The sequence below is a fragment of the Paenibacillus glucanolyticus NBRC 15330 genome (assembly GCF_004000885.1).
GTDB lineage: Bacteria > Bacillota > Bacilli > Paenibacillales > Paenibacillaceae > Paenibacillus_AQ > Paenibacillus_AQ glucanolyticus.
Genome location: NZ_BIMC01000027.1, coordinates 16,710 through 43,463, shown reverse-complemented (window position 1 = coordinate 43,463; position 26,754 = coordinate 16,710). Strand labels below are relative to the sequence as shown.

The window sequence follows — 26,754 nt, the reverse complement described above, 5'->3', positions numbered from 1 at the left end:
CAAGCACTAATTGCAAACAGGTTCATTGCAGACGGCTGTTTTCCTCTCCAGAAGACCCTCATCGACGGGTGCAGGAGACGGGAACGGCCTGATTTGACGATATAGCGCTTTCAAACCATCGTTGCGTCAGCCGACCATATAAACCACTCTCGTCAGGAGGTCCTCATGTATCGTTCACTACGATTGTTCGCCGGAACTTCCAATCCGACGCTGGCGGCAAACATCAGCCAGCAGTTGGGAGTTGAACTCGGGAAGATCAAAATTTCCCGCTTTCAGAGTGGCGAAGTTTACGTGCATTATGAAGAGAGCATCCGCAATTGCGATGTCTTTCTGCTCCAGTCCTTTTCTCACCCGATCAATGAAATGTTTGTGGAACTGCTGGTGATGATTGATGCCGCCAAACGTGCTTCCGCCCGAACGATTAATATCATTGTGCCTTATTACGGTTATGCCAGACAGGAACGCAAATCGGCCCCGCGCGAGCCGATATCCGCAAAAATGGTAGCCGATGTGCTTACCACCGCCGGGGCCAACCGAGTCATCACGATTGATCTGCATGCGCCAGCTATACAGGGCTTCTTCAATATCCCGGTGGATCATCTGACTGCGCTGGATTTGATCACGGATTACCTGAAAGCCAAGAATATCGAGAAGCCTGTCATTGTATCTCCGGATGCGGGACGGGCCAAGACAGCGGAGAAGCTCGCAAGCCGCCTGGGTTCGCCGTTTGCCATGATGGTGAAGCAGCGCCCTGCCCATAACGAAGCGGTCATCACCCATGTCATTGGGGATGTGGCGGATCGTACGCCCATCATTATCGAGGACTTGATTGATACGGGATCAACGATCGTACAAGTGGTAGAAGGTCTGAAGGAGCGCGGGGCCCAAGATGCCATTGTATGCGCGACCCATGGACTCTTCTCCGGGGAAGCTTTGACCCGGCTTGATCATGCACATATCGAGGAAATAGTTATTACAGACTCGATTGCGCTCCCTGAGCATCACTGTAAGATGCGGCTGAAGGTGCTGTCCATTGCGCCTATGCTGGCACAGGCATCTCATATCATTATCGAGGGCGGATCGATCGCCACTTTATTCAAAGACGCCGGTGTGTAAACTGGTGTCTTTTTTCTGCAAATGACATTGTAACTTGTGTTATACTGTTCTGGATAGAGGAGCAAGTTAAAGGAGGTGCCTTGCTTTTCGTGAATGGTAATCCATATGGGTCCAGTGACCCCCACAATGTTATATCTATCGAGATGAATGCCAATTTTTTCTTCGATCGCGCGGTTCGTTCGCTTGATCGTTACCAATATGACAAGGCTCTGAAGTATTTTCGCAAAGCTGTTGAATATGAACCGGATAATCCGGTGAATCATTGCAATATGGCGGGTATATTATCAGAGACGGGAGATTATAAAGCTTCGAACGATGTTCTAGCTCACATCCTGGAGCAGGTGGACCCGTTGATGACAGAATGCTATTTCTATATGGCGAACAATTACGCTAATATGGAACAGTTTGAGAAGGCGGAAGAGGCGCTTGTCACTTATCTGGAGGAAGATCCGAACGGCCAGTTTCTGGATGAGGCGGAAGAGATGATGGAACTGCTTCATTATGAGCTTAACCGTCCTGCCAAGCTGAACCGGATCAAGAGTCGTGAAGGCGTGGTCGAGCATGAGCATGCGCGGGCACTGCTTGAGGAAGGCAAGTTCGCACAAGCGGTCAAGCTATTGGAGGAGATCGTCAAGGATTACCCGGATTTTCTGGCTGCGCGCAATAATCTGGCTCTGGCTTATTATTATATGGGGCGTTTCGACACAGCGAAGCGTACCATTGGCGAGGTGCTGGATCAGGAGCCGGGCAATCTGCACGGATTGTGCAATCTGGCCATCTTCTTTCAGCATGAAGGAAATCAGGAGCAGCGTGACCGTTTAATGGACATGCTAACAGTGACGGTACCTTTTCATCTGGAGCATGTGTTCAAGCTGGCTACGACGATGGGAATACTGGGGCAGCATGAAATTGCGTACGGTCATTTCCGCCGGCTTCTGAAGGATGAGGAGTTCAGCGGCGATCCAAGCCTGTACCATTACACGGCCGTTGCGGCTTGCAACAGCGGTGATTATGACAGGGCCGAGAAATACTGGCGGCAGGCGCTGAAGTTGGACGGAGATTCGGTGATTCCGAATTTCTATCTGGCTCAGCTGCAGAAGCGCAAAGAGACTGGAACAGACCAGATGAAGGTAAGCTACCACTATCATCTTCCATTCGAGGAGCAGTTCAAACGCTGGGAGCATGATGGCGATAAATTGACGGAGGAAGCGAAGCAGAATCCGCTAATTCGCTCTTCTTTCTTCTGGGCGCTGAGACATGGCGATCCGCAGACCAAGCTTCAAGTGATCCGAACCCTGGAATTGATTGCCGATGAAGAGGTGCAGCACGCTCTGCAATCGTTCCTTCAGGAACCGGGAGAGGATGCGGAGCTGAAGGATGCCGCTCGTCTGGTGCTCCAGCAGATGGAGGCCGCCAGCAATCGGCTGAAGGAACGCCGCGATGACCGCGAAACGTCCAGCGGCAAGAGCCGCGAGGTGCTGCCCGACTGGCTGCCGTCCTGGAAGGCGGTGCTGGAGAAGGCCGAACAGACGATGGACATGCGTGTAGATGCCTTCTGGAAAAAAGAGCTGGAGAATCTCTGGTCCGATTTCCTCAGCCGGCTGTATCCTGATATTCCGAGTATTCGGAATGTGGAGGGCTGGGCAGCGGCATTGGAATATTTAACGGCCAAGAAGCGTGGACGCACCCTGACCTATGAACAGGTTGCGGTCCGTTACGGCATTTCGCCATCCACGGTTAGCCGCTACGCGCGTCAAATTGATAGCGTATGTGAAACGAAAGTGCAGCCGGATGATAATTTCCGGCCATTTACGGAAAACATTTAAGTAACAACCCATATTCGGATACTTAGGAGATCTTGGTACGGAAAATTCCGCAAGTCCTGAATAGGATGTAGTGATCAGCAGAAATCATCACCATTAAGGAGGCTGTATATATGTACAAAACAATCGTAATCGGAACTGGACCTGCCGGATTGACGGCAGCCATCTACTTGGCGCGCGCGAACCTGAAGCCGCTTGTGATCGAAGGCATGCAGCCAGGCGGCCAGCTTACGACAACGACGGAGGTTGAGAACTTCCCTGGATTCCCGCAAGGCATTATGGGTCCCGAGCTGATGGATAACATGCGTCAACAGGCGGAGCGCTTCGGTGCAGAGTTCAAGAGTGCATGGGTGGAGTCCGTTGATTTCTCCGAGCGTCCGTTCAAGGTGAATGTCGAGGGAATGGGTGAGCTTCTGGCTGAGTCCGTGATTATCTCGACCGGTGCTTCCGCGAAGTATCTCGGAATTCCCGGAGAGCAGGAGAATGTTGGACGCGGCGTAAGCACGTGCGCAACGTGTGACGGATTCTTCTTCCGCGGGAAAAAAATCGTTGTTATCGGCGGCGGCGATTCTGCAATGGAGGAAGCCAGCTTCCTGACGCGTTTTGCTTCCAGCGTAACGGTCGTGAACCGTCGTACCGAACTGCGTGCATCCAAAATCATGCAGGATCGTGCACGTGAGAACGAGAAAATCGAGTGGGCTCTGGATCGTACGCCTGTTGAGGTGGTTACCAGCGAAACCGGTGTTAAAGGGTTGAAGGTCCGCAACAATGAGACAGGCGGGGAAGAGCTGATTGAAGCGGAAGGCGTGTTCGTAGCGATCGGGCATACCCCGAATACGGGCTTCCTCGGCAATCAAATCACAACCGACCCAACCGGCTATATTCTGGTTACGCCAGGAACTACGGAGACCAACATTCCAGGTGTATTCGCTTGTGGCGACGTTCAGGATACGCGTTATCGCCAAGCGATTACGGCTGCAGGCACTGGCTGTATGGCCGCAATGGACTGCGAGAAGTATCTGGAGGGTCACATGGTGCATGACTGGAGCGAAACGTTGAATAAATAAATCCCTTGCTCTTAAGGATGTATATGGATAAAAAAAGCCCCTGTGCTATACAGCGGAAGGAAGTCTGCGCGAGACGATATCTCGCTTAGCTTCCTGCTGTACAGTCGGGGGCTTTTCGTCGTTGGCTGTAGAAGTTTACATGCCCAATGCCTTATTGGCATTCTTCACGTCATTCTCCAGCAATTCCTTCAGGTTATAAGCCGGATACAGTCCGCGCTCCAGCATATAATTGAATACCTTGGTGTGGAGCTCAATGGCTCTGTGCATCTGTTTGTGGAACGTTTCTTTTAAGCTTGGCGTTGCGGTCTCGGTAATGGCAGAAGCGTAGCCGAGAATTGAGGACTTGGCATAACCCAGCAGCTGACCTGCGTAGAAAGCGGTTAGTTCCGAGTCCGAAAGGCTGCGGGTTCCTGTTGGAGCTTCGGAAAAATAAGGCAGCAATTCCCGCAGGTTCTGCTCGATGTCTCTAATCGCTTCGGCATACAGTGCATGGAGATGTTTATCCTTGATATTATGAATGGACATCTTGAAGCCGATCAGGCTGTTTGTCTGCGAAGCGGTTATTTCATGCAGCTTCATTGTTTCATGCCATGCAAGATGGCTCGGGTTTGGCTTTATGCTCACAATGTTTGCCTCCATTAAGTATGATACATTAGCCTATTCCGGGGAAGGGCGAATGGTGCATTGCATGATTGCATGCATGACATAGCCCTCCTCCATGCTATAAATCTTGTGACAGCCGCACCATGTCACGAAGCCGCATTCCATTCTCATAGATTTCTTCATCATAATGCCGGACAAAAAAGTCCCGATCAATGCCAGTCATCCGAAATCCGCATTTCTGATACAGTGCCAGCTGCGCGACGCCGGTGCTGCCGGTTCCGATCTCTATCGTGGCATATCCAAGAATTCGGGCCTGACCGATGGCATGGTTCACGAGCAGCTTGCCGTATCCTCGGCCATGGAGATTCTCGCTCACGGCGACATTCACGAGCTCGATTGTATCCGGCCTGGTGGGCAGCAGGACGTAGACACCAATCATATTCGATTCATCTTCAGCTACATAACAATGGCCGCGCTTCACATAATCCTCAACGAGTCTTGGCGATGGATCCGCAAGCAACAGCAGGTCCATGGGGGGCATTTCATGGGTATTGAGTTTTCTAATGTTCACGAGTGTTCTCCCTTAAAATTTCATCAGTAATGTAAACAGGTTTATTGTAACATGTCTTTACAGCGCATTCCTGTATTTGGATGATATTCAACTTGCGGTTGAATTCCTCCGGGATTCAATAAGCAGGTTATTGTACGTCCCCCGGAACGCCCCTACAATGTGGTTATTAGGAGCGTGATACATATGAGAGACATGTTAGCCAAAAATATCAACCGTTACCGCAAAGAGCGCGGTCTTACCCAGGAAGCCTTGGCGCACAAGCTGGGCGTGACGTTTCAGGCGGTATCCAAATGGGAGACCGGGCAGACCATGCCCGATGTCGCACTGCTTCCGGAGCTGTCGCAGCTGCTGGAAGTCAGTATGGATAAGCTGTTCGGTTATTCCTCAACAGGCAAATCCCTCAGCATCTATGAGGAGGAGTACAAAACGCCGGACTATTATTGGGGCACGGAGCCGGGCGCAGCCTGCTATCAGGTGCTTGAGATGATTCCTCCGACAAGAAGGATCAAACTGCTTGACATCGGGTGCGGGGAAGGGAAGGACGCGGTGTTTTTTGCCCGTAATGGCTATGATGTCACTGCCTTCGACATTTCGGATGCGGGGATTGAGAAAACCAAGAGACTGGCCGATCAGATTGGGGTTCACGTGAACGTATTCAAGGCGGATATTTCGGATTACCGTCTGGACTCGGAGTTTGATGTGCTGTATTCCAGTGGCGTGCTGCATTATATCAGACCGGAGTATCGTGAAGAGATCTTTGCCAATTACAAAACATTCACTTCGACAGAGGGACTCCATTGCCTCAATGTATTTGTGCAGAAGCCGTTCATTGCACCTCCTCCGGAGAATGAGCCATACGCTTATGATTGGAGATCCGGGGAGCTGACGATGCATTACCACGATTGGCTGATTCACAGCTGCCCGGAGGTGATATTTGATTGCAACTCGTCCGGCATACCGCATCGGCATGCCATGACCAAGATGCTTGCGCAGAAGGTGTGATGGAAGAGGGCGTTTTGGTGATCTAAAATAGGTTAAACAAAAAAATACCGGCTGCAAGGGAAGGATTAGACCGGTGAATCGCCAATTCATACTGTACAGATCCGAAGGCGTTCCGAGGGGGACGTCTTTATTCTATCGAACTGAGGCCGGCCGATTGGATGGCAGGTATGGAGGAGTTATGAAAAGAGTACGTATTCCATTTGATATAAAGACGCTGCCTGTCAGCTTGCAGCCCTATATCCAGGCAGCTGCCGTCTATGACAGCAGCTCCTCGGAACAGGCCAAGACCCTGTACATCGAGGGAGCGAGCCAACGTATGTTTTTGAAGATAGCGAAAAGGGATGAACTAAAGAGAGAGGGAATGATGTCAGATTATTTATATGGAAAGGGTCTGGCTCCCAAGGTCATGGCTTATGAACAGGATAACGGGCACGATTACCTGCTGACCGAAGCGCTGCAAGGGGATGACGGTGTATCCGGAGGGCATCTGGAGGATCCGAAGAAGCTGGCTGCTGTATTCGGGGAGAGTCTTCGTTATCTCCATTCTTTATCTGCTGCGGATTGTCCATTTCCGAATCGAACGGCTGAACTTTTGAAAGAGTATCAGGAAAGCCTCATGAGCAAATCAGATAAAATTGAAGCCTTTCCCGGTGGAAGGGAACGGGCTCTGTCAGATCTTGAGAAGCTGGGAGGAACGGCAGTTCATGATGTGCTTCTCCATGGCGACTACTGTCTGCCGAATATCATCATGAGGGATTTCCGCCTCGAGGGATTCGTTGACCTGGGTTATGGCGGGATTGGAGACCTTCATTATGACCTTTATTGGGGCATCTGGACGCTGCGATATAATCTGAGTTGCGATGACTACAAGGATATTTTCCTAAATCATTACGGACGTACCCACTTCGATGCGGAGAGATTGGCTATATGGACTGCACTGACAGACATGATCAACTAACAGAAGAGGAGAAAGGAGGAAATGCATATGAATTCGTATCAGATTCGCGCTGCAGGAATGGAGGACGGGGCATTCTTGCGGGATATGCTGTATGAGTCCCTGTACGTGACTGAAGGAGAGGAGCCTTTTAGCCGGGACGTGCTTGAAGAGCCGTTCATGAAAAAATATGTGGAGAACTGGGGCAGAGCCGGCGATCTGGGTTACATTGCTGAAAATGGTGTCGGCAAGCCGATAGGCTCGATCCATATCCGTTATTTTGATGAAGGGAACAAGGGATTCGGTTATGTCAGCGATGATATCCCGGAGCTCGGGATGGCGCTGCTTCCGGAATCCCGCGGACAAGGAATTGGGACCGCACTCATGAAGGAATTGTTCAGGGGAATGAAGGAGAAGGGAATTCACAAGGTATCGCTTAGCGTAGATCCGGGGAATGCGGCGGCTATGAGACTATATGAACGTTTTGGATTTCAGGAGGTGGGGGTGAGCGGTACCTCTATCACGATGGTTGCAGATGTGGTCTAAAACAAGGAATCTTGAACGACTCATGATGGAGAAGGGTGGATAACGATGCTGGTGTACGAGGCAGGACCGATCACGGTCCGCGAGCTGGAGGAGAGAGATGAGTCATCTTTGGTGTTCTGGCTATCCAACCCGGATGTGCTGCAGTACTACGGGGGAAGGGACCATCCCCATGACCCAGCGCTGGTGAGGGAGCATTTCTACGTGGATGATGAGGAGACTCGGTGTTTGATCGAATATGACGGGAAGCCGATCGGATACATTCAGTTTTATCCCCTGGATGAAGAGGGGCTATATCATTACGGGTATGAGAAGGCTGAAGCCGGTTCCATAGCGTTCGGGATGGATCAGTTCATCGGAGAGCCGATTTATTGGAATCAGGGCATCGGCACGAAACTCGTATCATCCATGGTGGATTATCTCGTGCATCACCGGCAGGCCGAACGTATCGTGATGGATCCGCAAACCTGGAATGAACGTGCCATCGCTTGTTATGAGAAGTGCGGGTTCCGTAAGGTAAGAATGCTGGAGAAGCATGAACTGCATGAGGGAGAGCTTCGGGACTGCTGGATCATAGAATATAGGGGGAAACGCCACCAATCAAATTCATCCGAGGAACCATTATAAACATAATGAAGCGCCCCACGAGCATAATCGGGGGCGCTTTTTATCGGAATATAAGAAGCTCTAATCCTCTTTCAGCTGAAGCTGAAGATGATGCTTCGCGAATACTTCCTGCATGGCGGCTTTCGCTTCCAATTGGTCTGGGCCGTAAACGTACAGAAGGTAGGTTTGATTGCGGTACAGCGTCATGCTTAGGCCCAGTATGCTTTTTACGTCAATATAATGATCCGGCCCCAGGACGAGTACGATGCTTGATGAGAAATCATTTGCCCTCATATTAATGTCCACGATGGCCCTTATGCTGCTTCCCATTAGTGAATCCTCCCCGCTTCATGGAATGGAGTCGATAATCGTTAACGATATTCTCTTGGAATTCTGCGGGCTACTCCTGTCCGGATGGCTGCTCGGATGACGAGGTCCCGGATACCGCTTACGACTTGCTGGTTGAAGACACTCGGGATGATATAGTGCCTGCTTCGTTCCTTGTCCGAGACAGCAGAAGCGATGGCTTCCGCTGCTGCCAGCTTCATCTCCTCGTTGATCGCGGAAGCTCTGCAATCCAGGGCGCCGCGGAAGATGCCGGGGAAGCATAACACGTTATTGATCTGGTTCGGATAATCTGATCGTCCTGTGGCGATGACACCCACGATATCCTCGGCTTCTTCCGGCAGAATCTCCGGTACCGGGTTTGCCATTGCGAAGACAATAGGACGTTCCGCCATGGTTTGAACATGCTCTCTTTTCAGGATTCCCCCGGCCGACAGGCCGATGAATACGTCAGCACCCTGGATGACCTCTTGCAGCGTTCCTGACAATCGATCGGGGTTGGTATGGTTGGCGTACCATTGCCACATCGGATTGTCATACGTCTGATCTGCCGTCAGTGCACCAATGCGATCAACACCGATGATATTCTTCACGCCTGCCGACAACAGTATTTTGCTGCAGGCTATGCCCGCGGCACCGATGCCGCAGACGACCACCTTCAGATCCTCGACCGATTTACCAACGACCTTAAGCGCATTGATCAGGGCAGCGTACAGGACGACGGCTGTTCCGTGCTGATCGTCATGGAATACCGGGATGTCCAGCTCCTCGCGCAGCCGCTGTTCAATCTCGAAGCAGCGCGGTGAGGAGATATCTTCCAGATTAATCCCGCCGAACGCAGGGGCAATGGCTTTGATCGCCGCAATGATGCCCTCGGTATCCTGCGTATCCAGGCAGATGGGGAAGGAGTCCACGTCCGCCAGCTGTTTGAACAGCATCGATTTGCCTTCCATGACCGGCATCGCAGCATAGGGACCGATATTGCCGAGTCCCAGGACAGCGCTGCCGTCGGAGATGACGGCGACGGTGTTGCGTTTCACGGTGAGCGTAAACGCCTTGCGCGGCTCCTCATGAATGGCCATGCATACGCGTGCGACATCCGGTGTATACACGCGGGAGAGGTCGTCACGGTTTTGGATCGGCGCTTTCAGCTTGGTCTCGATTTTTCCTCCCAGGTGCAGCAGGAAGGTGCGATCGGACAGATGCTGCAGCCGAACACCCGGCAAGGTGCGGATGCGCTCGGCAATGATGTCGATGTCAACGGTATCGATGACGGTGATGGTGACGTCGCGAATCGTAGTATGACTGCTGGTCTGGATAACGTCAATGGCTACGATATCGCCGCCAGCCTCAAAGATAGCGGCCGTCACTTGACCAAAGCTTGCTTCTTCCGTATTCATTTCGATTCGGGCAATGACACTTTTGCCGCCTAGTTTGCTGGTATTCATGACTGCCTCCTTGACCTATCGGTATACGTATAGTTAGCCTTCTTCATTCACGACAACTTCTTTGCCTCTGCGCTTCAGCAGAATCGGAACGAGAATCCAGAGAACTGCAATGATGAGGAATGTCAGCGACATCGGCTTCTGCAGGAAAATCATGAAGTCGCCGTTGGATGTGGTTAGTGCCCGGCGCATATTGTTCTCAATCATCGGGCCCAGTACAAGTCCGAGCACGAGCGGGGCCAGCGGGAAGTCATTACGAGCAAGCAGGAAGCCCGCAATGCCGCAGCCGAGCAGCAGGATCAGGTCGAAGATCTGCGCTTGAACGGCATAAACACCGAATATGGAGATGGCAATGATGATCGGGATGAGGTATTTAGCCGGGGTCTGGATGACCTTGGCAAATACTTTGACCAGCGGCATATTCAGTACGAGCAGAAGCAGGTTGCCGATGAGCATGCTGGCGATCAGCCCCCATGCGACTTGAGGATGTTCCTCAAACAGAAGCGGGCCCGGCTGAATGTTATACATGATGAGCGCCCCCATCAGGATGGCGGTGGTGCCGGAGCCCGGTATGCCGAGCGTCAGCAGCGGGATCATAGCGCCTCCGGATGCTGCGTTGTTGGCCGACTCCGGAGCGGCTACGCCTGCGATGTTGCCTTTGCCGAAGGATTCCGGATTTTTGCTGATCTTTTTCTCAACGATATAACTGAAGAAGGAAGCGAGTGTTGCACCGGCGCCCGGCAGAATGCCGATAAAGAAGCCGAGGACGGAACCTCGGGCAATCGGTCCGGCGCTATCCTTCAGATCCTTGCGTGTTGGCAGGATACGGCCGATCTTGGACGTTTGACCCGCAATGTAGTCTCTCTCCAGGATGGATTTGAACACTTCACCAAGGGCAAACAAACCAACGGCAATCGTCAAGAATTCCAGACCGGAGTACAGGATTGGAATGTCGAAGGTGAATCGGGCGACGCCGGATACGGTATCCATGCCGATGGTGGCCAGAAGCAGGCCGAATACGGTCATAATGAGTGCCTTCGTGATCGATTTCCCCGCAAGCCCGCTCACCGCGCAGAGTCCGAGCAGCATGAGCGAGAAATAATCGGCAGGGCCGAATTTAATCGCAACATTGGATAAAGGCTGTGCCAGCAGGATTAATGCCACAAGCGCAAAGAGCCCGGCTGCAAACGAACCGATGGCAGCGATGGACAGTGCCGGGCCGGCTCTGCCCTGTTTTGCCATCTGATAGCCGTCCAGCGTTGTCACGACAGACGAGGACTCTCCGGGCGTATTGAGCAGGATCGAGGTTGTAGAGCCACCATACATGGCCCCGTAATATACGCCAGCAAGGAGAATGATGGAGCTGGTGGCTGCTGCTTCCGCTGGCAGGCCGCTTGTCATGGAGGCGGTCACCGGGATCAGAAGCGCGACGCCGCTCATCGGACCGATGCCGGGCAGCACGCCGACGGAGGTGCCGATCAGCACGCCGATGAAGGCGAAGAGAAGATTATGCCACTGCAAGGCGGTCATAAAGCCATCCGCCAAATAATCCAAAACGTTCATTGTAGATTCCTCCCATGCTCATGATAGCCAAGACGGGAAGCCCGGCATGGAGCCTTCCAGCAAGACAACAAAGATGACATACACGCCGCCGGAGAACAGCGCGGAGATTAGAATGGATTTCAGCCACTTCCCTCGTTCCAGCGTCTGGAACGCAAACAGGAGGAACAGGAATGTGCCGATGATATAACCGATGACTTCCAGGAAATAGGCGTAGAGAAAGGCTGCAGCGAAAATCATAAAGAATCGCTTGTAATCCAGCTTCTCCTTCTGGCTTTCTGTCGGCTTTGCCTTCAAAGCTTCATAAAACAAACGAATGCTTAGCAGTACAAGCGCCAATCCGAGACCAAAAGGGAATATGTTAGGCCCAACGGTGCTGCCGTATGCGGATGCGCTGATCTTGGCGCTCTGCCACATGAAGCCGATGCCCAGGAGCAGGAATACGATGCTGGCGTAGCGGTCAAACGTTCTGTTCAAGGGTGACACCTCCTCAAGGATGAAAAGGGAGAGGGAACCTTCGCTCCCTCATTCCCCCTGTATTACTTCTGCATGCCAAGCGCTGTGAGCAGCTCCTGGACATCTTTTTCCTGCTCTTCAAGGAATGCCTTGAAGTCCGCAGCATTGCGGTATTCACTTGCCCAGTCGTTGGCAACCAGCTCTTTTTGCCACACTTCATTCTCGGAGAGGTCCTTCAGCGTTTTGTCCCAGAAGGCAAGCTGCTCCTCCGACAGTCCTTTCGGACCGAATACACCGCGCCAAATCGTGAATTCAGCGTCAAGGCCCAGCTCCTTCAGCGTAGGCACATCTTTGAAGTCGCCGCCGAGGCGCTCGCTCGAGGTGACGGCCAGGATTTTGATTTTACCGGCTTTCAGATAGCTGCCTAGCGAAGAGATGTCCGTGCCGATGGCGTCCGCATTGTTGCCCAGGAGTGCGGCGATGGCTTCGCCTCCTCCATCATAGGACAGGTATTTCACGGTTCTTGGATCCACACCGGATTTAAATGCAGGCAGAACGCTGATCAAATGGTCCATGGAGCCTGGTGCGGAACCGCCCGCAAGTGTAACGGAAGTCGGATCGGCCTTAATGGCGTCGATTAACGCTTGCAGGTCAGTGAATTTGGAGTTGGCCGGTACGGCAATCGCTCCAAAGTCTTTGGTCATCTGGGCGAGAGGGGTCACGTCCTTGTAACCAAATGGGCTGTTTCCTTCCTTTTTCAGATTGTTGATGAGAATCGGCGGGGAGCTGACAAACAGTTTGTAAGGATCTTCGTTGTCTTTTGCCACAAACTCCGCCAGGAATACGGTACCGCCGCCGCCGGGCTTATTCTCGACGGTCATGGTCTGGTCAATGAGCTTCGTTTCCGTTAATACCTTGGCGAGGGAGCGAGCGGTTTTATCCCAGCCACCGCCGGCACCTGATGGGGCCGTCACAATAATGGGTTTTGTCGGGTAATCGCCGGTGCTGCTTCCGGTAGTGCTGCAGGCTGTCAGGCTCATCGCAAGGACAAGCGCGGCCGCTATGATTTTTAAGCCATTTTGTTTACGCATGGATAAGTTCCTCCTTTGTTCTTAGCCAAGAGTGCGCTTAGACTGTAAGCGCTTACTGCAATGGGTGTTTTAATACTATCATCCTGCGTAAGGCTTGAATAGAATTGCGCCATAAGTTGAAAAAGCTTCATTTCGCTAATTTTGTTCATAAAATTTACGGCCAATTTTTGTCAGGGGCTATGTTAGAGGTGTGATCTAGAATACAATAAGAAAATCAGAATCTAGAGTATATCGACAAGCATACGGGGGAGATTGAATGCGTTTACAGACGAGGCTGATTCTGCTGATTGGCACGCTGCTGTTTGCCGTAATTGTTGCTTTGACCTTCAGCTTTGAACGGCTGCTGGTCAACACGCTGGAGAAGAGCATCGGCGCATCGGCATTGAAACTTGCAAAGGCCGTTGCCGAAATGGACGTCATTCAGGATGCATTCGAGGAAGAGAATCCCTCTGCCATTATTCAGCCCGTTGTGGAGGAAATTCGGCTGGAAACGGACGCGGAGTATATCGTTATCGGTAACCGGGACGGCATCCGGTATGCGCATCCCCTTACCGATCGAATTGGCAAGGAAATGGTCGGTGGAGATAATGGGCCGGTACTGCAGGGCATGAGCATCATCTCGAAGGCCATCGGTTCCATGGGCCCCTCGCTTCGGGGCAAAACGCCGATCTATAATGATAAGAACGAGATTATCGGTATCGTATCAGTCGGCATTCTGATGAAAGATATTGAGATATCAGCACAATCGTATCGTAATCGTGTTCTGTTATTAGCGAGTCTCGCCCTTATTCTGGGCTGCGGTGGTGCCATATGGATCTCGTCCAGCGTCAAGAGATCCATTCACGGTCTGGAGCCGAAGGAAATCGGATTATTATACCAAGAGAAACGGGCCATTCTGGAGACGATTCATGAAGGCATTATCGCCGTTAACCGTGAGGGTATCGTAACCCTGGCCAACCATACCGCGATGATGATGATGGATCCGGAGGAGCGCAAGCTGGTCGCCGGACGGTATATACAGGATGTAATCCCGGGCACCAGACTGCTGGAGGTTATGCAAACCGGGGAAGCGGAGAAGGATCAGGAGATGGTGATTAATGATCACGCGGTTGTGGTGAATCGACTGCCTATCTATGACCATGAGCATCGGATTGTAGGGGCGGTATCGAGTTTTCGCAACAAATCCGAGCTGCTGCGCCTGACCGAAGAACTTACGCAGGTAAAGAGGTATACGGAAGCGCTGCGCGCGCAGACGCATGAATATTCCAACAAGCTGTATACGATCTACGGCCTGATCCAGCTGGAATCGTATCAGGAGGCTATGGATCTGATTACGCATGAGACGGATGTGCACCAGAATCTGATTCAATTCCTGCTGCAGGAAATACCGGACCCGATTATCGGCGGCATTCTGATCGGGAAATTTAATCGCGGAAGCGAGCTGAAGGTAAAGGTCGAAATCGACCGGAGCAGTTCCTTCAAGGATATCCCAAGTCATATCAGCCGTAATCAGCTGGTTACCATCATCGGTAATCTGATCGATAATGCCATGGAAGCGGCTTTGGCCTCACATCCCGATAACAGGTGGGTCAAGGTCAGATTACACGACAAGGGTGACGAATTGAGTATTGAAGTTTCCGATGGTGGCACCGGAGTTACCGGGGAGAGCACGGAGCGTCTGTTCGATCTGGGGTATTCCACCAAGGGTGAGAGCAACCGAGGCTTTGGTCTGTCTATCGTAAACGGTACCGTACAGCAGCTGCACGGCACGATTGCTTATCACAATATGCCTACGGGCGGCGCGGTATTCACGGTTATAATTCCAAAAACAAGGGGGGATGTCCATGATTCGGGTCGCAATCATTGAGGATGATGTGCGCATTGCCAGCATTAACCAACGGTTCGTAGAGAAGGTGGAGGGATTCGAGGTCGTTGGCATCGCAACGGATCGGGCCCAGGCGCATGAACAGCTGGACATATTGGCGCCGGATCTGGTTTTGTTGGATTTATATTTTCCTGACATGTCGGGTCTGGATTTGCTGCAGCATATTCAGCGGGGGTATCCGCATACGGACGTTATTATCATAACGGCAGCCAAGGAATTCGATACAGTGCGAGAGGCGATTCGCGGCGGAGTCTACGATTTTATGATCAAGCCGGTCGTATTCGACCGTTTTCAGGAGAAGCTGAAAGCCTACCGGAAATATTACGAGCATATGAGGCAGCTCGGCGGCGCGAACAAGCAGATCGATCAGCAGGGCATCGACCAGCTGTTATGGCGTGCAGGAGAACGGTTGGATCGGGAGACGTATTTTCCAAAAGGCATCGACAAACTGACGAGTGAGAAAATTCTGTCCTATATCGAGGAGTCGGAAGACGTGTGGACAGCAGAGGAGCTTGGCAAGCGAGGCGGCTTCAGCCGTACAACGGCCAGAAGATACCTGGAATATTTCGTGGAGAAAGGCGTGCTGGTGGCCGATATTTCATATGGCACGGTAGGCAGGCCGGAACGGGTGTATCGGAGGGCAGAGAATGGATGATGTGAAAATATGAAAAACCATTCTGCTCTTATGATCGTTATAAACTCATATAAGCCATTTTAGGATAACCGATTGAATAGCGTCTTGCTTATGGTGATCCTGCCCACACTATTGGTGTGGGTTATTTGCCATTGGAATATGGCCAAGGAATTGAGAGGCAGATGATGATGAGGTTTTTGTTTTTTTAAACGCTTTTTAAACCAAGGAACTCTGGTATTTAAACTTGGTCCTGTACATTATAAGCAGAACATCACAAAGGGAGTGAAGAAAAAAATGCTCGAAGCTTATCTGTTTCCGATATCGTATGCATTTTTAACCTTTCCCATAGCGGCTTTGCTGTGCGCAGTTCCCTTTTTGATCGTGCAGTATCGCAAGTATGGGTATTTTAATAAATTCCGGGGATTTCTGTTGTATTTGTTCTTGCTCTACATGATGAACGCGGTCTATCTGGTGTTGCTTCCTTTACCAGCCTCGCGGCACAATGCCCCGATGAATGTTGCCTCGGTCATGCAGTGGATTCCGCTGAATTTCATACAGGATATATTGAAGGAAACTAAGGTGGTGTGGCGCGAGCCGTCCACTTACATGCTGTTGTTTAAGGAAAGAGCCTTCTTGCAGGTTGTTTTTAACGTGTTTCTCGTGGTTCCGTTCGGTATGTTCTTGCGTTATTACGTGCGGACGACCTGGATTACGTGTCTTGTGGCCTCGGTTGGCTTATCGCTGTTCTTCGAAGTTACCCAGGTGACGGGCATTTACGGTTTCTATGATTATCCTTACCGCTTGTTTGATGTGGACGATCTGCTGCTGAATACGATGGGGGGGATGGTCGGATTTCTGCTTGCCGGTTGGATGAAAAACCACCTGCCTCGCCTGGATCGTCTGGACGAGAAGGTGGATCTTTCGCAGAAGCGGGTCAGCTATACGCGCCGGACCATCGCTTTTTGCATGGACGGAGCGATCGTGCTGCCGCTTATCGGCGTGTTGACTGTGCTGAACTTGAAAGGCGCCTATTTTATAGTGGTGATTGCATATTATATCGTGCTGCCGTACATGATGCAGGGGCAGACTCTGGGTACCTGGATCGTACGGGTTCAAATCCGCGGGGCGGGTGAGCATCTGAAGCTGAAGGAAGTAATGATTCGCAACGGGCTGCTGTATGTGGTGTGGGGCGGATTTCATGTCTTGCTGATTACCGTCAATACGGCGGGCTTCCATATCCTGCTGGTCATGTATGTGATGGGGGTAGTGCTGCTTGATGGTGCTGTGTTTCTTCATGTGCTGTTATGTCTGATTCACCGCGACCGCAAGCTGCTGCATGAAGCCAAGAGTGGAACGAGGCTTGCGATTGTAGACAACCACTCCATAAATAAGGCTGGTTAATATGGGTTACCACCCAAGCTCCTGTTTGCTATAATGTGGTAAATGAATCAGGCGAGGAGGAGAAGCAGTTGAAGAGTAGAATCCTCTCCATTTCCGCAATTATTGTTGGTTTGCTGTTTATATCTAATCACCATCTGGGCTATTCATTCGGGGATGATTTGTTTCGCTGGGCAGGGATACCTCCCTGGACTCAGCAAGGCGTTTATGGTTTTCATTTACCTGTCATTGCCGGACTTATCTTGTTGATGGTCGGAATTCCGTGGGTAAGCCGAATGTATCGTCCCCGTTATCCGAAGATTATGGGCCAGGTGCTGATCGGCTGCGTTGTTTGGATCGTCCTTTTTCCATTTGTATCCGAGCATGTTATGTACCTTGTGAAATACAATGCAAGTGGAATCTCCTCTGTATCTTACTCCAAAAAAGACAGCAAATGCGATTATCGTACAAGGAACGAAACGATTCTGGCGAGCTGCCAGATCCATATCTACAGCTATGGCAACGAGTCGCAGGTTGCGGTGCGTCCGCTAAATTTAGAAATAGGAGGCAAGATGGTGGAATTCGAGCGTAAGGTTGTTGCCGTTCGGCCGCGGGACAAAGCGCAAGTAAGCGAGACCTTTGAGGGTTCCGTGGCGCAGCCAGACTCTACCATGAGTATGTCGGGCGGAGCAAGGGAGCCGGGCATCGAGCTTACCGTCGATGGCAGAAGCAAGGTGATGGAATAACTATCCCATTCTGAAGAGAAACATCATCCTGATGCCTGAGGTGAACCGTGGTGGGACTTCGTCACATGAATTGGTATGTGAAAATATGGCTGATATCGCTGTTATTACTGCCGGTGTGTTCTTCAACCGCGGCTGCTTCATGGGCATATTCGTTTGTCGTAAACGACGGGAAGATCTACGTCATGTCGGAAGATCGAGTGGAAGCATCCACACTTGGAGACGTGGTGGGAAAGGTCACCTACTATTCGGACAGGGAAGGGACTTATAGCGGTAATTTCTCCAATGCCTACCCTAAGGGAACCCAATACTATGCCGTTAAGGGAATCGCCACCGAAAAAGCTATTGCTGTAGAGACAACGGAAGGTTATTTGTTAGCTCAGTATGAGGGTGAGTATGGCGGAGGAGCCCATACGCCTTGGCAAGCCATCAAGAATTGGATTGCTGCGGGACTGATCCTGCTGATTGTTGTTTGCGTGGCGGTTGTTGTGCGCAAGAAGATGAAGGATGGCTCATATAGGCACTAGTTTATGGATCGTATGGATAGCCATATAGCCAGGCTAAGACCCATTTCCCCAGCCGCAAAAGAAGCCGGAATTCTTGCAGAAACCTTCAAGGATGCCGGCTTTTTTCGTTTGTTTTGTGTAAAGGAAGTATATGCATAATTAGGTGTATGGGGGCGACAGTGGGGTTATTTTTGCTACAATAGAATATAGAACATGAAACGTTACGATAAGGAGACTGCCTATGAAACCGATTCGGAACTCGGCCAAGGCCGTAATTATGCGCAATGATCAAATTCTGCTGACAAAAAACGTGGACCAACTGGGGGAGTTCTACCTGTTCCCCGGCGGCGGGCAGGAGAAAGGCGAAACCTTGGTACAAGCGGTAATCAGGGAGTGTCAGGAGGAAATCGGGCGTAAAGTGGAGGTTTTGGATTTACAGCATGTCCGTGAATACATAGGATCTAATCACGAGTTTGCCGAATGGGATTCGGACGTGCATCAAGTGGAGTTTTATTTTGAATGTTGTCTGGCGGATGTCGGTGACACCTTCCAGGGCCATAATCCGGATGAATACCAAGTAGGCGTGGAATGGATCGATCTGTCCGCATTGAACGAGATTCGAATATACCCGCATTCACTGGTGAAGCCGCTCATGGATCAGGCCGAGCACTCGGCGGTTTGCTATGTTGGCGACACGAACTGATTCCGAGCTTCCGGATATACCGGCTTGAATGGCCGTCAAAATTCAATGGGATGATGGAGGAAACAATCCATGGATCAATGGGAATACAAAACGCTGAAATATAAAACCGGGGGGTTCCTCGGGGGCAAGGTAAATGAGGAAGAATTCGAGGATTTACTGAATAGCTACGGCATTGATGGGTGGGAATTGATCTCATGCTTTGATACCAGCGTGCATCAGGGACAGTCCAGGGACATCATTGCCGTCATGAAGCGCAGAGCGTATCTGGGGTAAGGATCGAAAAAGAAGGGAGAAGATGGGATGATCATTCGCGAGACAGAGGATGCTTTTGTCATGACCACCCAAGACGACCATGGCCGGTTCTCCGGCGAGATCGCCCGGGGATTTCGTCGAGAGCTGTTTATGGATGAGTCTGTGTTGGAGGAAGTGCTGCTTGCTATAGCGGAGCATGATCGGGCCTGGCTGCTGATGGATGATATGCCGATCTGGAATGACGAGAGCCGGACTCCGTTCACTTTTATGGATTATCCGCCACTGCCGAAATTGTTGATGTACAGCAAGGGTGTTGAGGAGACCATAGCCATGAGTCCTTATGCAGGGTATCTCTGCAGCCTTCATTATGCGTCTTTTATGAAAAATACGACGGAAGCGCCTTTTGCGGATTTCTACCGTGCCGAGCAAGCTCGGCAACAAGAACTGCGGGATCAGTTTTCATTCCCTGACGATGATACCGTGACCAGGCAGTTTGGACTGCTGCAATTGTGCGATGACCTCTCGCTCTATGTAAACATGAATCCGCCAGGGGCATCCAAGGATCAGGAGCATCCGTGGTTCAGAGAGGGCTTCAACATGTCGATCGACGGGCAAAGAGTCGTGGCGACCTGGGCCAGCGAACATGAAATCCAAATCAGCCCGTTTTTGTTTGAACGGAAATGGTCGGCGTCGATCAAGTGGAAACATGTGCTGAAGTTGAGTATTGAGGAGCAAGGGATTGCTAAGGCATTCCACGATGCATTGTGGACCGAACAGACGGTCACTTTTGTGCCTTAAGCTTAAGGAATCCATCATACTTCATAGTCTAGTCCAAAATATGATATGATCACCTCAGTGGCTAGTAGACTGGACAGATTTGATTCTGTAGGAATGTAGAGGATGAATGATGAAGAAAAAGGAATTTTTGATCGTTGCGCTGCTCAATTTTTTGGCTGCGATAGCGTTCCTGGTGGTTGTTTTTATTACAGATCGAAGCTCTTGGCAATGGGGATTTGGAGTCGTTTCATTGCTGTTTGCGATTGGCGGAGTAGGCAATTTGGTATTGCATGCTAAGAACAAATAAGACTTCCTTCGCTGGGCCATCACGTTTAGATTCACTATGTAAGGCGGGAGGATTATTGCCATTATGGAATGGAAGAACCTGTATCGGGGCGTGCTGATGGGAGTCAGTGACCTGATTCCGGGCATTAGCGGCGGCACGATTGCCGTTGTGCTGGGCATCTATGACCGTTTGTTGGAGGCTATCAGTGGATTCTTCAGCAGGGAATGGAAGAAACATCTGGGCTTTCTGATTCCGCTTGGTATCGGGATCGGTTCTGCTTTATTGGCATTAAGCCACTTGATTGAGTATTTGCTGACAAGCTATTATGAGCCCACCCAGTTTTTCTTCACAGGGTTGATTCTGGGGGTTCTGCCTTTGATTCTGCGTAAAGCGGAGGCTCGAACCAAGTTCAAAACCGTGCATGTGGTTGTGCTGATAGTGGCAGCCGGCTTGCTGGCCTCAACGGCTTTTCTTAGAACGGATGCCACATCGGATCCGGTAACGACATTGACCTGGGCCAGCGGCATCGGCCTCTTCTTATCGGGCTGGCTGGCCAGTATGGCGATGCTGCTTCCGGGGATCAGCGGATCGTTTGTACTTCTGCTTCTGGGGGCTTACTCTACGGCGATTGCAGCCCTATCTTCACTGAATTTTGGTATTATTGCTGTAATCGGAGCAGGAGCCGTGATCGGTTTTGTGGTCAGCAGCCGACTCATTCGTTATCTGCTGGATCAGTACCCGAGCTTGACGTATTCCGTCATTACCGGTCTCATTCTGGGTTCCATTGCTGTTGTGTTTCCCGGCATTCCGTCGGGATCTGGCATGATGGCTGCCAGTATCGGAACCATGTTGATTGGACTTATGCTGGCTGTGCTGATGGGTAGAAAAGAATAAGGGAAGATTATAAAAACAGGGGGCCAGGGGATCCCTGTTTTTATGTCTTTACTTGCTGCATTACATTTTATACAATAAATGAATCGTCGCATTATCTAGACCAGTCACTATATAATGGGTAGAGGGTGTATTTCTTGAGTACTAAGAATGTTTCCAGAGAGAGCATACTTGCCGCAGCCACGCGCCTGTTCCATCTGCAGGGGTATCATGGCACGGGTTTGAATCAGATTCTTAAAGAGAGCGGAGCCCCTAAGGGATCGCTTTATTATCATTTTCCCGAGGGAAAAGAGCAGTTGGCTATAGAAGCTGTTCAAGCTATGGCGATATATATCGAGAATGATATCAAGACTTATCTTCGCTATGATGTGGATGTAATGACGGCATTTCAGGAGCATATCAGACACATAGCGGAACAATTCAACAATACCGATGAGCTGGATGGTGTCCCCATCGGATTAATGGCCGCCGAGACTTCATTGATCAGCGAGCCGTTACGGAAAGCTTGTCAAGCAGCCTTCGAAGGCTGGGAGCTTTTATATGCCAAAAGGCTGATCGAGGCAGGCTATGATCCCGCATCCGCACAGAAGCTGGGCATTGTGATTAATAGCATGATTGAGGGAGCCATCACGCGATCGCTGACTAACAAAAACGGCGAACCACTGCAGCTTATAGCAGAATACATCCCTATTTTACTTAAAAAATAAATAAATAAAATATTCTATTTCAATGTCCATATTATATAGACTGGTCTAGTCCTAATTTAGAGTTTGAGAGGAGTATGGGGTTGAGTAAACAAGGTCTTGCAGCAACATCTATCGAACAAACCAAGATTAGGCCTATACCTATTGCGGTATCGCTGATGATTGGAGCTTTCATTGGGTTATTCAGTGAAACTGCATTAAATATGGCATTCACCAATATCATGACGGATTTTCAAATTGATGCACACGCGGTACAATGGTTGACCACAGGGTATCTGCTCGTTCTGGGTATTCTGGTTCCAGTCTCCGCCCTATTGCTTCAATGGTTTACAACAAGGCAATTATTTAATGCCTCGCTTATCTTCTCGATCATAGGTACCATCGTTGCCGCCCTGTCTCCGAACTTTGAGCTTCTGCTCGTAGCCCGAGTGATTCAAGCCATCGGGACCGGATTGCTGTTGCCATTAATGACAAACGTGATTCTCGTTATTTTTCCGCCGCATAAACGCGGATCGGTTATGGGACTGATGGGTTTGGTGATTATGTTTGCACCAGCTGTCGGACCCACATTATCAGGGTTCATCGTTGATCGTCTCGGTTGGCAATCCATCTTCTGGATTTCTTTGCCGCTGCTTGCGCTCACTTTTGTTTTTGGTCTGGTGTACATGCAGAATGTGTCAACGATCACCAAGCCCAAAATCGATATCTTGTCCATTATTCTATCCAGCATAGGTTTTGGAGGCATCGTCTTTGGCTTTAGCAGTGCAGGTGAAGGCGCGGGGTCATGGGGAGAGCCAGGCGTGTTCATTCCTATTGCTATTGGAGCGATTGCGCTCGTTCTGTTTGCTGTCCGTCAGCTTCGCATGAAGCAGCCTATGCTGAACCTGCGGGTGTTCAAATTCCCGATGTTCTCCATCGGCGTGCTGATGGTATTTCTCTGCATGATGCTCATTCTGTCTACTTCAATTCTGCTGCCTATGTATTTAAAGGGAGGGCTGCTGTTAACTGCGTTCGCGGCTGGGCTCGTGCTGCTGCCTGGCGGCATCATCAACGGTTTGATGTCTCCTGTTACAGGGCGTTTATTTGATAAATTCGGTCCAAAATTTCTGGTCATTCCCGGATTTATTATCACAACGATTCTGTCGTATCTATTTACGAATGTCACAACGGAAACACCGCAGACCACCATTATTATCATGCACACCTGTATCTTTATCGGTGTAGCGATGATCATGATGCCGGCGCAAACCAACGGCTTGAATCAATTGCCAAGAGCCTATTACCCGGATGGATCTGCTGTGATGAACACGCTTCAGCAAATAGCAGGTACCATCGGAACCGCAGTGGCTGTCAGTATTATGGTAGCCGGCCAGGCGAGTTACGTGCCATCGGCAGGGACTACCAATCCTATGGCAGAAGCGCTAACCTCCGGTGTGCAGAATGCCTTTATGCTTGCATTTGTAGCGTCCATCATCGGTTTAATCGCCTCATTCTTTATTAAGCGAGTGAACGTCAAATAACCCGCTATATCATATGCCCCTACGGCAGGCCGTGATCGAAGAATTCATAAATTTATGAATTCCACACGGCTTGCAGGAGGGGTTTTTTCATGTCTGCAGAGAATAGTTTAAGGTGGATTCTTAAATCTTTATGCCAAATGCCGATATATTGGGTATCTCAAGTGGTGTTTCATCCGTAGAATCCTAACATTCTATAGAGAAGTAGGTCAACAATGAATAAGAAGCGGCGTGTGATGATTGCGGGATTGGCATTGGTTATACTTCTGCCCATATGGTTTATTGTTCGGTTTATCATGACACCCGATGTAAGTCCTGAAGCCGTCCAGGGCAGACTTGATTTAACCGCGTGGGATTTCTCAGAGCAAGGCAGCGTAGAGCTCAACGGGGAATGGGAGTTTTATCGAGGGCAGCTGTTAACCCCGGAAAGCTTTGAACAGCAGCATCCGGATGAGAAGATTCCTTCTCCTACAAGCATCGTATCTGTCCCCGATAAGTGGAATCAATATATAGATGAAGATGGTGAGCCTGGGGCAGCAGGAGCCGGGACGTTCAGGCTGGTCGTTCAATTAAGGGGAGCCGAGGGCATCTACGGCATTCATACCGGAAACATACGGACGGCTAACCGGATTTTTATGAGTGGTCAGGAGGTTGGGGCCAGCGGTTCCCCCGGATTATCGGACGATGGGAGTGTTCCCAACAATATCCCATACGTTGGATACGCCCAAGTAGACGGCAGTGAAGTTGAGATCCTTGTGCAGGTATCGAATTTCATCTATTCCTCAGGCGGAATTTATTCTCCGCTTGTATTTGGCGACAAGCAGGCGGTGATGAAGAGCCGGGAAACCACGGCTTTTGTAGACCTGATGACATTGGCGGGATTTCTGATTCCGGCTATGTACTTTCTGTTACTGTATCGCATGCAGCGAAATGAGAAGTCGCTTCAGTACCTGGGGTTATTCTGCCTGTCTGCTATGGTTTATGTGGCGACACACGGCGAGAAGCTGCTATCCGCTGTATGGCCGGATCTTCCGTATGAGTGGTTCATTCGGATTCAGATGATTTTCTCTGCATTCGTCTATTATTTCTTGCTGCGCTATATTGCCGAGACCGTTCAAGGTCTTGTTCACCGGTGGGCACTTTATCTGAGCAACGCGGCAACACTGATTGCAGTAGGGAGCGGTCTCATTCTGCCGACGGTTGTTTTCTCGGAATTGGAACCGGTCATTTACCTATTCTCCGTATTTATCATTCTCTATATCACTACAGTGATGGGACGGGGGATCTGGCGGCGCTCGGAAGACACCGGCTTTATGCTGATAGGCATCCTGAGCATCATGGTTGTGATTACCGTTCATGTGCTCAACTTGATGGGAATATACAGCAACTTGATCATCGTGCCGCTGGAGATGCTGCTGTTTGTAGTAACACAGGCGCTGCTGCTCGCCCAGCGGTTCTCCACAACATTTACTGAGGTGGATCAGCTCTCCCGGAGATTGCTGACATTGGATGGCTTGAAGGACGAATTTATGGCGAATACATCCCATGAGCTTCGGACTCCTCTCCATGGCATTGTGAATATTGCCCAGTCGCTGCTGGATGGGTCCTCGGGTTCGTTAAGCGCTAAGCAGTCCAAGGAACTGTCCATGATAGTGTCAACCGGTAACCGTTTATCCACGCTGGTTAACGACATACTGGATTTTAGTAAGCTGAAAAATGGGGAGATTGTGCTGCATCGGCAGCCCGTTGATCTGAAAGCCGTGACACAATCCGTGCTTGAGGTGGTTACACATCTGTCGGCGGGCAAGCCGCTTAGCCTGGAGCAGCAGTGGCCGGAGAATTTGCCTTGGCTTGACACCGATGAAGATCGATTAAGACAGATTCTGTACAATCTGCTCGGCAATGCTGTGAAATTCACAGAGTCAGGGACGGTGCGAGTGACTGCAGATATAATCCATGGGCATGTAAGAATATCGGTCAGCGATACGGGGATTGGCATCTCAGAGGAGCGTCTCGTGGACATCTTCAAATCCTATGATCAAATTGGATATGCCTCCGATCGGGAATACAGCGGCACAGGCATCGGGCTGAGCATTACGAAAAAGCTGGTGGAACTGGGGGGCGGGGAGATCTGGGCAGAGTCTGAGCCGGGTGTTGGTTCGGTCTTTCACTTTACGCTACCATCTACACTAATTCCGCCCCAGACTTCATGGATTGGCACTGCGCAATCCGCGACAGCTTCTGTTGCGGTAGCAGCGGAGCATGTGAGCGATCCGAGTGGCTCCAGAACGTACCCGAAGGGTCCCACCGTACTGCTGGTTGACGACGATCCTGTGAATCTGCAGGTGCTTCGGAGTCTGCTCTTTGCGGAGAATTATAATCTACTCACAGCAAGCAATGGAGTCCAGGCGCTGGAGCATATCCGTTCAGGGCAAGGGATTGATCTGGTGATTACGGATTGGATGATGCCGGGGATGTCCGGACTGCAATTATGCAGAACGGTTCGGGAGCAGCACACACTCTTTGAGCTGCCCATTCTGATGCTGACCGCACGAAGTTTGCCGGAGGACGTCCGTACCGGACTGCAGGCCGGGGCGAATGATTTCTTAAGAAAGCCGGTGGATGCCGATGAGCTGCGGGCCCGAGTCCGCAATCTGCTTGAGCTTCGCCGGTCTGTACGTCAGACGATTTCGGCGGAGATGGCGTTTCTTCAAGCGCAGATCAAGCCCCATTTTATGTTCAATGCGCTGAATACCATCATTGCCGTGCTGTATACCGATCCGGATAAAGCGACACGGCTGCTCATCGAGCTTAGCCATTATTTACGCGGAAGCTTTGATTTTCAGAACAGGGATCAGCTTGGCACGCTGCAGAAGGAGACCGCCTTGGTTCAATCCTATCTATTCTTGGAGCAGGCCCGTTTCGAGGATCGCTTAACCATCGAATATGATGTTCATGCCCCATTAGACCGTTTGGTACCGCCGCTTAGCATACAGCCAATCGTAGAGAATGCGGTGCGGCATGGGGTGACGAGGCAGCTCTCCGGGGGAACGGTTCGTATTCAGATCCATGAACGGGAGGAACGGATAACGATTTCCGTTACGGATAACGGTGTGGGCATGAGTCCGGACAAGGTCAATTCCTTGCTCTCCGGGGCGCACCATACAGGGGGTGTAGGGCTCCGAAATATACACGCCCGATTGCTCACGCTATACGGTAAAGGACTTCAGATCGAAAGCCGGTTGGGATTCGGCACGTCCGTCAGCTTTGAAGTGCCTTTGTCGACCAAGCTCGACAACAGATTGGAATAAGGAGGA

27 protein-coding genes are annotated in these 26,754 nt (G+C 50.7%); 20 read left to right on the top strand and 7 right to left on the bottom strand.

All coding sequences use genetic code 11. The annotated features are described in order from the left end of the window. The first annotated feature begins 165 nt into the window (after positions 1-165). The 3 genes from PGL02S_RS25710 (at position 166) to trxB (ending at position 4,006) form a co-directional block, all read left to right on the top strand. A complete protein-coding gene (locus PGL02S_RS25710) occupies positions 166-1,116 on the top strand; it encodes a ribose-phosphate diphosphokinase (protein WP_036644206.1) in 951 nt (316 codons plus the stop codon). A gap of 89 nt (positions 1,117-1,205) precedes the next feature. Next, a complete protein-coding gene (locus PGL02S_RS25705; RefSeq protein WP_006207529.1) occupies positions 1,206-2,942 on the top strand; it encodes a tetratricopeptide repeat protein in 1,737 nt (578 codons plus the stop codon). 110 nt (positions 2,943-3,052) lie between these two features. Beyond that, on the top strand, positions 3,053-4,006 hold the full coding sequence (gene trxB, locus PGL02S_RS25700; RefSeq protein WP_006207530.1) for a thioredoxin-disulfide reductase: 954 nt from the start codon (positions 3,053-3,055) through the stop codon (positions 4,004-4,006). A gap of 135 nt (positions 4,007-4,141) precedes the next feature. Here trxB and PGL02S_RS25695 read toward each other — a convergent pair whose 3' ends face one another. Together PGL02S_RS25695 and PGL02S_RS25690 are read right to left on the bottom strand one after the other, a co-directional pair. Further along, the gene (locus PGL02S_RS25695; RefSeq protein WP_100086454.1) at positions 4,142-4,645 is read right to left on the bottom strand and encodes a spore coat protein; all 504 of its coding nucleotides are present in this window, start codon (positions 4,643-4,645) and stop codon (positions 4,142-4,144) included. Between the two features lie 82 nt (positions 4,646-4,727). Next, on the bottom strand, positions 4,728-5,180 hold the full coding sequence (locus PGL02S_RS25690; protein WP_006207532.1) for a GNAT family N-acetyltransferase: 453 nt from the start codon (positions 5,178-5,180) through the stop codon (positions 4,728-4,730). A 183-nt stretch (positions 5,181-5,363) separates the two neighbouring features. Between PGL02S_RS25690 and PGL02S_RS25685 the strand changes: the two genes are divergently transcribed. From PGL02S_RS25685 to PGL02S_RS25670, 4 genes are all read left to right on the top strand, one after another. Beyond that, a complete protein-coding gene (locus tag PGL02S_RS25685; protein ID WP_036644210.1) occupies positions 5,364-6,182 on the top strand; it encodes a helix-turn-helix domain-containing protein in 819 nt (272 codons plus the stop codon). Between the two features lie 178 nt (positions 6,183-6,360). After that, positions 6,361-7,140 carry an aminoglycoside 3'-phosphotransferase gene (locus tag PGL02S_RS25680; protein ID WP_036644213.1) on the top strand — a complete coding sequence of 260 codons (780 nt, stop codon included), beginning with the start codon at positions 6,361-6,363 and terminating at the stop codon, positions 7,138-7,140. Between the two features lie 27 nt (positions 7,141-7,167). Beyond that, positions 7,168-7,662 carry a GNAT family N-acetyltransferase gene (locus tag PGL02S_RS25675; RefSeq protein WP_036644214.1) on the top strand — a complete coding sequence of 165 codons (495 nt, stop codon included), beginning with the start codon at positions 7,168-7,170 and terminating at the stop codon, positions 7,660-7,662. Positions 7,663-7,707: 45 nt separating this feature from the next. Beyond that, positions 7,708-8,286: a GNAT family N-acetyltransferase gene (locus PGL02S_RS25670; protein WP_006207536.1), complete on the top strand. Its 579-nt coding sequence runs from the start codon at positions 7,708-7,710 to the stop codon at positions 8,284-8,286. 60 nt (positions 8,287-8,346) lie between these two features. Here PGL02S_RS25670 and PGL02S_RS25665 read toward each other — a convergent pair whose 3' ends face one another. The 5 genes from PGL02S_RS25665 to PGL02S_RS25645 all read right to left on the bottom strand — a co-directional run bounded on the left by PGL02S_RS25665 (position 8,347) and on the right by PGL02S_RS25645 (position 13,162). Then, entirely contained in the window at positions 8,347-8,595 is a 249-nt protein-coding gene (locus PGL02S_RS25665) for a hypothetical protein (RefSeq protein WP_006207537.1), read from the bottom strand. Positions 8,596-8,636: 41 nt separating this feature from the next. Beyond that, positions 8,637-10,058, bottom strand: a complete 1,422-nt coding sequence (locus PGL02S_RS25660; RefSeq protein WP_006207538.1) for an NAD-dependent malic enzyme — start codon at positions 10,056-10,058, stop codon at positions 8,637-8,639. Between the two features lie 33 nt (positions 10,059-10,091). Continuing rightward, positions 10,092-11,618, bottom strand: a complete 1,527-nt coding sequence (locus PGL02S_RS25655; protein ID WP_006207539.1) for a tripartite tricarboxylate transporter permease — start codon at positions 11,616-11,618, stop codon at positions 10,092-10,094. 18 nt (positions 11,619-11,636) lie between these two features. Then, positions 11,637-12,092: a tripartite tricarboxylate transporter TctB family protein gene (locus tag PGL02S_RS25650; RefSeq protein WP_006207540.1), complete on the bottom strand. Its 456-nt coding sequence runs from the start codon at positions 12,090-12,092 to the stop codon at positions 11,637-11,639. A 62-nt stretch (positions 12,093-12,154) separates the two neighbouring features. Beyond that, positions 12,155-13,162: a Bug family tripartite tricarboxylate transporter substrate binding protein gene (locus PGL02S_RS25645; protein WP_006207541.1), complete on the bottom strand. Its 1,008-nt coding sequence runs from the start codon at positions 13,160-13,162 to the stop codon at positions 12,155-12,157. Positions 13,163-13,418: 256 nt separating this feature from the next. On the opposite strand from PGL02S_RS25645, the gene PGL02S_RS25640 reads away from it, so the two are divergent. The 13 genes from PGL02S_RS25640 (at position 13,419) to PGL02S_RS25580 (ending at position 26,748) form a co-directional block, all read left to right on the top strand. Beyond that, on the top strand, positions 13,419-15,029 hold the full coding sequence (locus PGL02S_RS25640) for an ATP-binding protein (protein ID WP_036644216.1): 1,611 nt from the start codon (positions 13,419-13,421) through the stop codon (positions 15,027-15,029). Then, positions 15,007-15,702 (top strand): response regulator, encoded by a 696-nt coding sequence (locus tag PGL02S_RS25635; RefSeq protein WP_006207543.1) that lies wholly within the window; start codon positions 15,007-15,009, stop codon positions 15,700-15,702. Before PGL02S_RS25640 ends, PGL02S_RS25635 begins: the two co-directional genes overlap by 23 nt. A 273-nt stretch (positions 15,703-15,975) precedes the next feature. After that, entirely contained in the window at positions 15,976-17,082 is a 1,107-nt protein-coding gene (locus tag PGL02S_RS25630) for a VanZ family protein (RefSeq protein ID WP_036644218.1), read from the top strand. A gap of 68 nt (positions 17,083-17,150) precedes the next feature. After that, complete coding sequence (locus tag PGL02S_RS25625; RefSeq protein ID WP_152825053.1) at positions 17,151-17,804, top strand: cytochrome c oxidase subunit 3 family protein; 654 nt, start codon at positions 17,151-17,153, stop codon at positions 17,802-17,804. Between the two features lie 65 nt (positions 17,805-17,869). Further along, entirely contained in the window at positions 17,870-18,328 is a 459-nt protein-coding gene (locus PGL02S_RS25620; protein ID WP_036644222.1) for a hypothetical protein, read from the top strand. A gap of 220 nt (positions 18,329-18,548) precedes the next feature. Next, positions 18,549-19,010 (top strand): NUDIX domain-containing protein, encoded by a 462-nt coding sequence (locus PGL02S_RS25615; RefSeq protein ID WP_036644224.1) that lies wholly within the window; start codon positions 18,549-18,551, stop codon positions 19,008-19,010. A 69-nt stretch (positions 19,011-19,079) separates the two neighbouring features. After that, the gene (locus tag PGL02S_RS25610; protein ID WP_006207549.1) at positions 19,080-19,283 is read left to right on the top strand and encodes a DUF4177 domain-containing protein; all 204 of its coding nucleotides are present in this window, start codon (positions 19,080-19,082) and stop codon (positions 19,281-19,283) included. Positions 19,284-19,310: 27 nt separating this feature from the next. Beyond that, a complete protein-coding gene (locus tag PGL02S_RS25605) occupies positions 19,311-20,060 on the top strand; it encodes a DUF3891 family protein (RefSeq protein WP_036644226.1) in 750 nt (249 codons plus the stop codon). Between the two features lie 109 nt (positions 20,061-20,169). Beyond that, complete coding sequence (locus tag PGL02S_RS25600; RefSeq protein ID WP_164762893.1) at positions 20,170-20,346, top strand: hypothetical protein; 177 nt, start codon at positions 20,170-20,172, stop codon at positions 20,344-20,346. Positions 20,347-20,409: 63 nt separating this feature from the next. Further along, a complete protein-coding gene (locus PGL02S_RS25595; RefSeq protein WP_036644229.1) occupies positions 20,410-21,219 on the top strand; it encodes a DUF368 domain-containing protein in 810 nt (269 codons plus the stop codon). Positions 21,220-21,353: 134 nt separating this feature from the next. Beyond that, positions 21,354-21,923: a TetR/AcrR family transcriptional regulator gene (locus PGL02S_RS25590; protein ID WP_006207553.1), complete on the top strand. Its 570-nt coding sequence runs from the start codon at positions 21,354-21,356 to the stop codon at positions 21,921-21,923. A gap of 74 nt (positions 21,924-21,997) precedes the next feature. Next, positions 21,998-23,440 (top strand): DHA2 family efflux MFS transporter permease subunit, encoded by a 1,443-nt coding sequence (locus PGL02S_RS25585; RefSeq protein WP_051449355.1) that lies wholly within the window; start codon positions 21,998-22,000, stop codon positions 23,438-23,440. Between the two features lie 212 nt (positions 23,441-23,652). Then, the gene (locus PGL02S_RS25580; RefSeq protein WP_036644232.1) at positions 23,653-26,748 is read left to right on the top strand and encodes a hybrid sensor histidine kinase/response regulator; all 3,096 of its coding nucleotides are present in this window, start codon (positions 23,653-23,655) and stop codon (positions 26,746-26,748) included. Positions 26,749-26,754 lie beyond the last annotated feature (6 nt).

Bases quoted from the DNA above. Each gene is read 5' to 3' on its own strand.
- PGL02S_RS25710 (WP_036644206.1), top strand. From the start codon at position 166: ATGTATCGTTCACTACGATTGTTCGCCGGAACTTCCAATCCGACGCTG.
- PGL02S_RS25655 (WP_006207539.1), bottom strand. From the start codon at position 11,618: ATGAACGTTTTGGATTATTTGGCGGATGGCTTTATGACCGCCTTGCAG.
- PGL02S_RS25580 (WP_036644232.1), top strand. From the start codon at position 23,653: ATGAATAAGAAGCGGCGTGTGATGATTGCGGGATTGGCATTGGTTATA.
- PGL02S_RS25605 (WP_036644226.1), top strand. From the start codon at position 19,311: ATGATCATTCGCGAGACAGAGGATGCTTTTGTCATGACCACCCAAGAC.
- PGL02S_RS25695 (WP_100086454.1), bottom strand. From the start codon at position 4,645: ATGGAGGCAAACATTGTGAGCATAAAGCCAAACCCGAGCCATCTTGCA.
- PGL02S_RS25620 (WP_036644222.1), top strand. From the start codon at position 17,870: ATGAATTGGTATGTGAAAATATGGCTGATATCGCTGTTATTACTGCCG.
- PGL02S_RS25675 (WP_036644214.1), top strand. From the start codon at position 7,168: ATGAATTCGTATCAGATTCGCGCTGCAGGAATGGAGGACGGGGCATTC.
- PGL02S_RS25630 (WP_036644218.1), top strand. From the start codon at position 15,976: ATGCTCGAAGCTTATCTGTTTCCGATATCGTATGCATTTTTAACCTTT.
- PGL02S_RS25600 (WP_164762893.1), top strand. From the start codon at position 20,170: ATGAAGAAAAAGGAATTTTTGATCGTTGCGCTGCTCAATTTTTTGGCT.
- PGL02S_RS25670 (WP_006207536.1), top strand. From the start codon at position 7,708: ATGCTGGTGTACGAGGCAGGACCGATCACGGTCCGCGAGCTGGAGGAG.
- PGL02S_RS25660 (WP_006207538.1), bottom strand. From the start codon at position 10,058: ATGAATACCAGCAAACTAGGCGGCAAAAGTGTCATTGCCCGAATCGAA.
- PGL02S_RS25640 (WP_036644216.1), top strand. From the start codon at position 13,419: ATGCGTTTACAGACGAGGCTGATTCTGCTGATTGGCACGCTGCTGTTT.
- trxB (WP_006207530.1), top strand. From the start codon at position 3,053: ATGTACAAAACAATCGTAATCGGAACTGGACCTGCCGGATTGACGGCA.
- PGL02S_RS25595 (WP_036644229.1), top strand. From the start codon at position 20,410: ATGGAATGGAAGAACCTGTATCGGGGCGTGCTGATGGGAGTCAGTGAC.
- PGL02S_RS25645 (WP_006207541.1), bottom strand. From the start codon at position 13,162: ATGCGTAAACAAAATGGCTTAAAAATCATAGCGGCCGCGCTTGTCCTT.
- PGL02S_RS25665 (WP_006207537.1), bottom strand. From the start codon at position 8,595: ATGGGAAGCAGCATAAGGGCCATCGTGGACATTAATATGAGGGCAAAT.
- PGL02S_RS25610 (WP_006207549.1), top strand. From the start codon at position 19,080: ATGGATCAATGGGAATACAAAACGCTGAAATATAAAACCGGGGGGTTC.
- PGL02S_RS25635 (WP_006207543.1), top strand. From the start codon at position 15,007: ATGATTCGGGTCGCAATCATTGAGGATGATGTGCGCATTGCCAGCATT.
- PGL02S_RS25685 (WP_036644210.1), top strand. From the start codon at position 5,364: ATGAGAGACATGTTAGCCAAAAATATCAACCGTTACCGCAAAGAGCGC.
- PGL02S_RS25615 (WP_036644224.1), top strand. From the start codon at position 18,549: ATGAAACCGATTCGGAACTCGGCCAAGGCCGTAATTATGCGCAATGAT.
- PGL02S_RS25585 (WP_051449355.1), top strand. From the start codon at position 21,998: ATGGGGTTGAGTAAACAAGGTCTTGCAGCAACATCTATCGAACAAACC.
- PGL02S_RS25680 (WP_036644213.1), top strand. From the start codon at position 6,361: ATGAAAAGAGTACGTATTCCATTTGATATAAAGACGCTGCCTGTCAGC.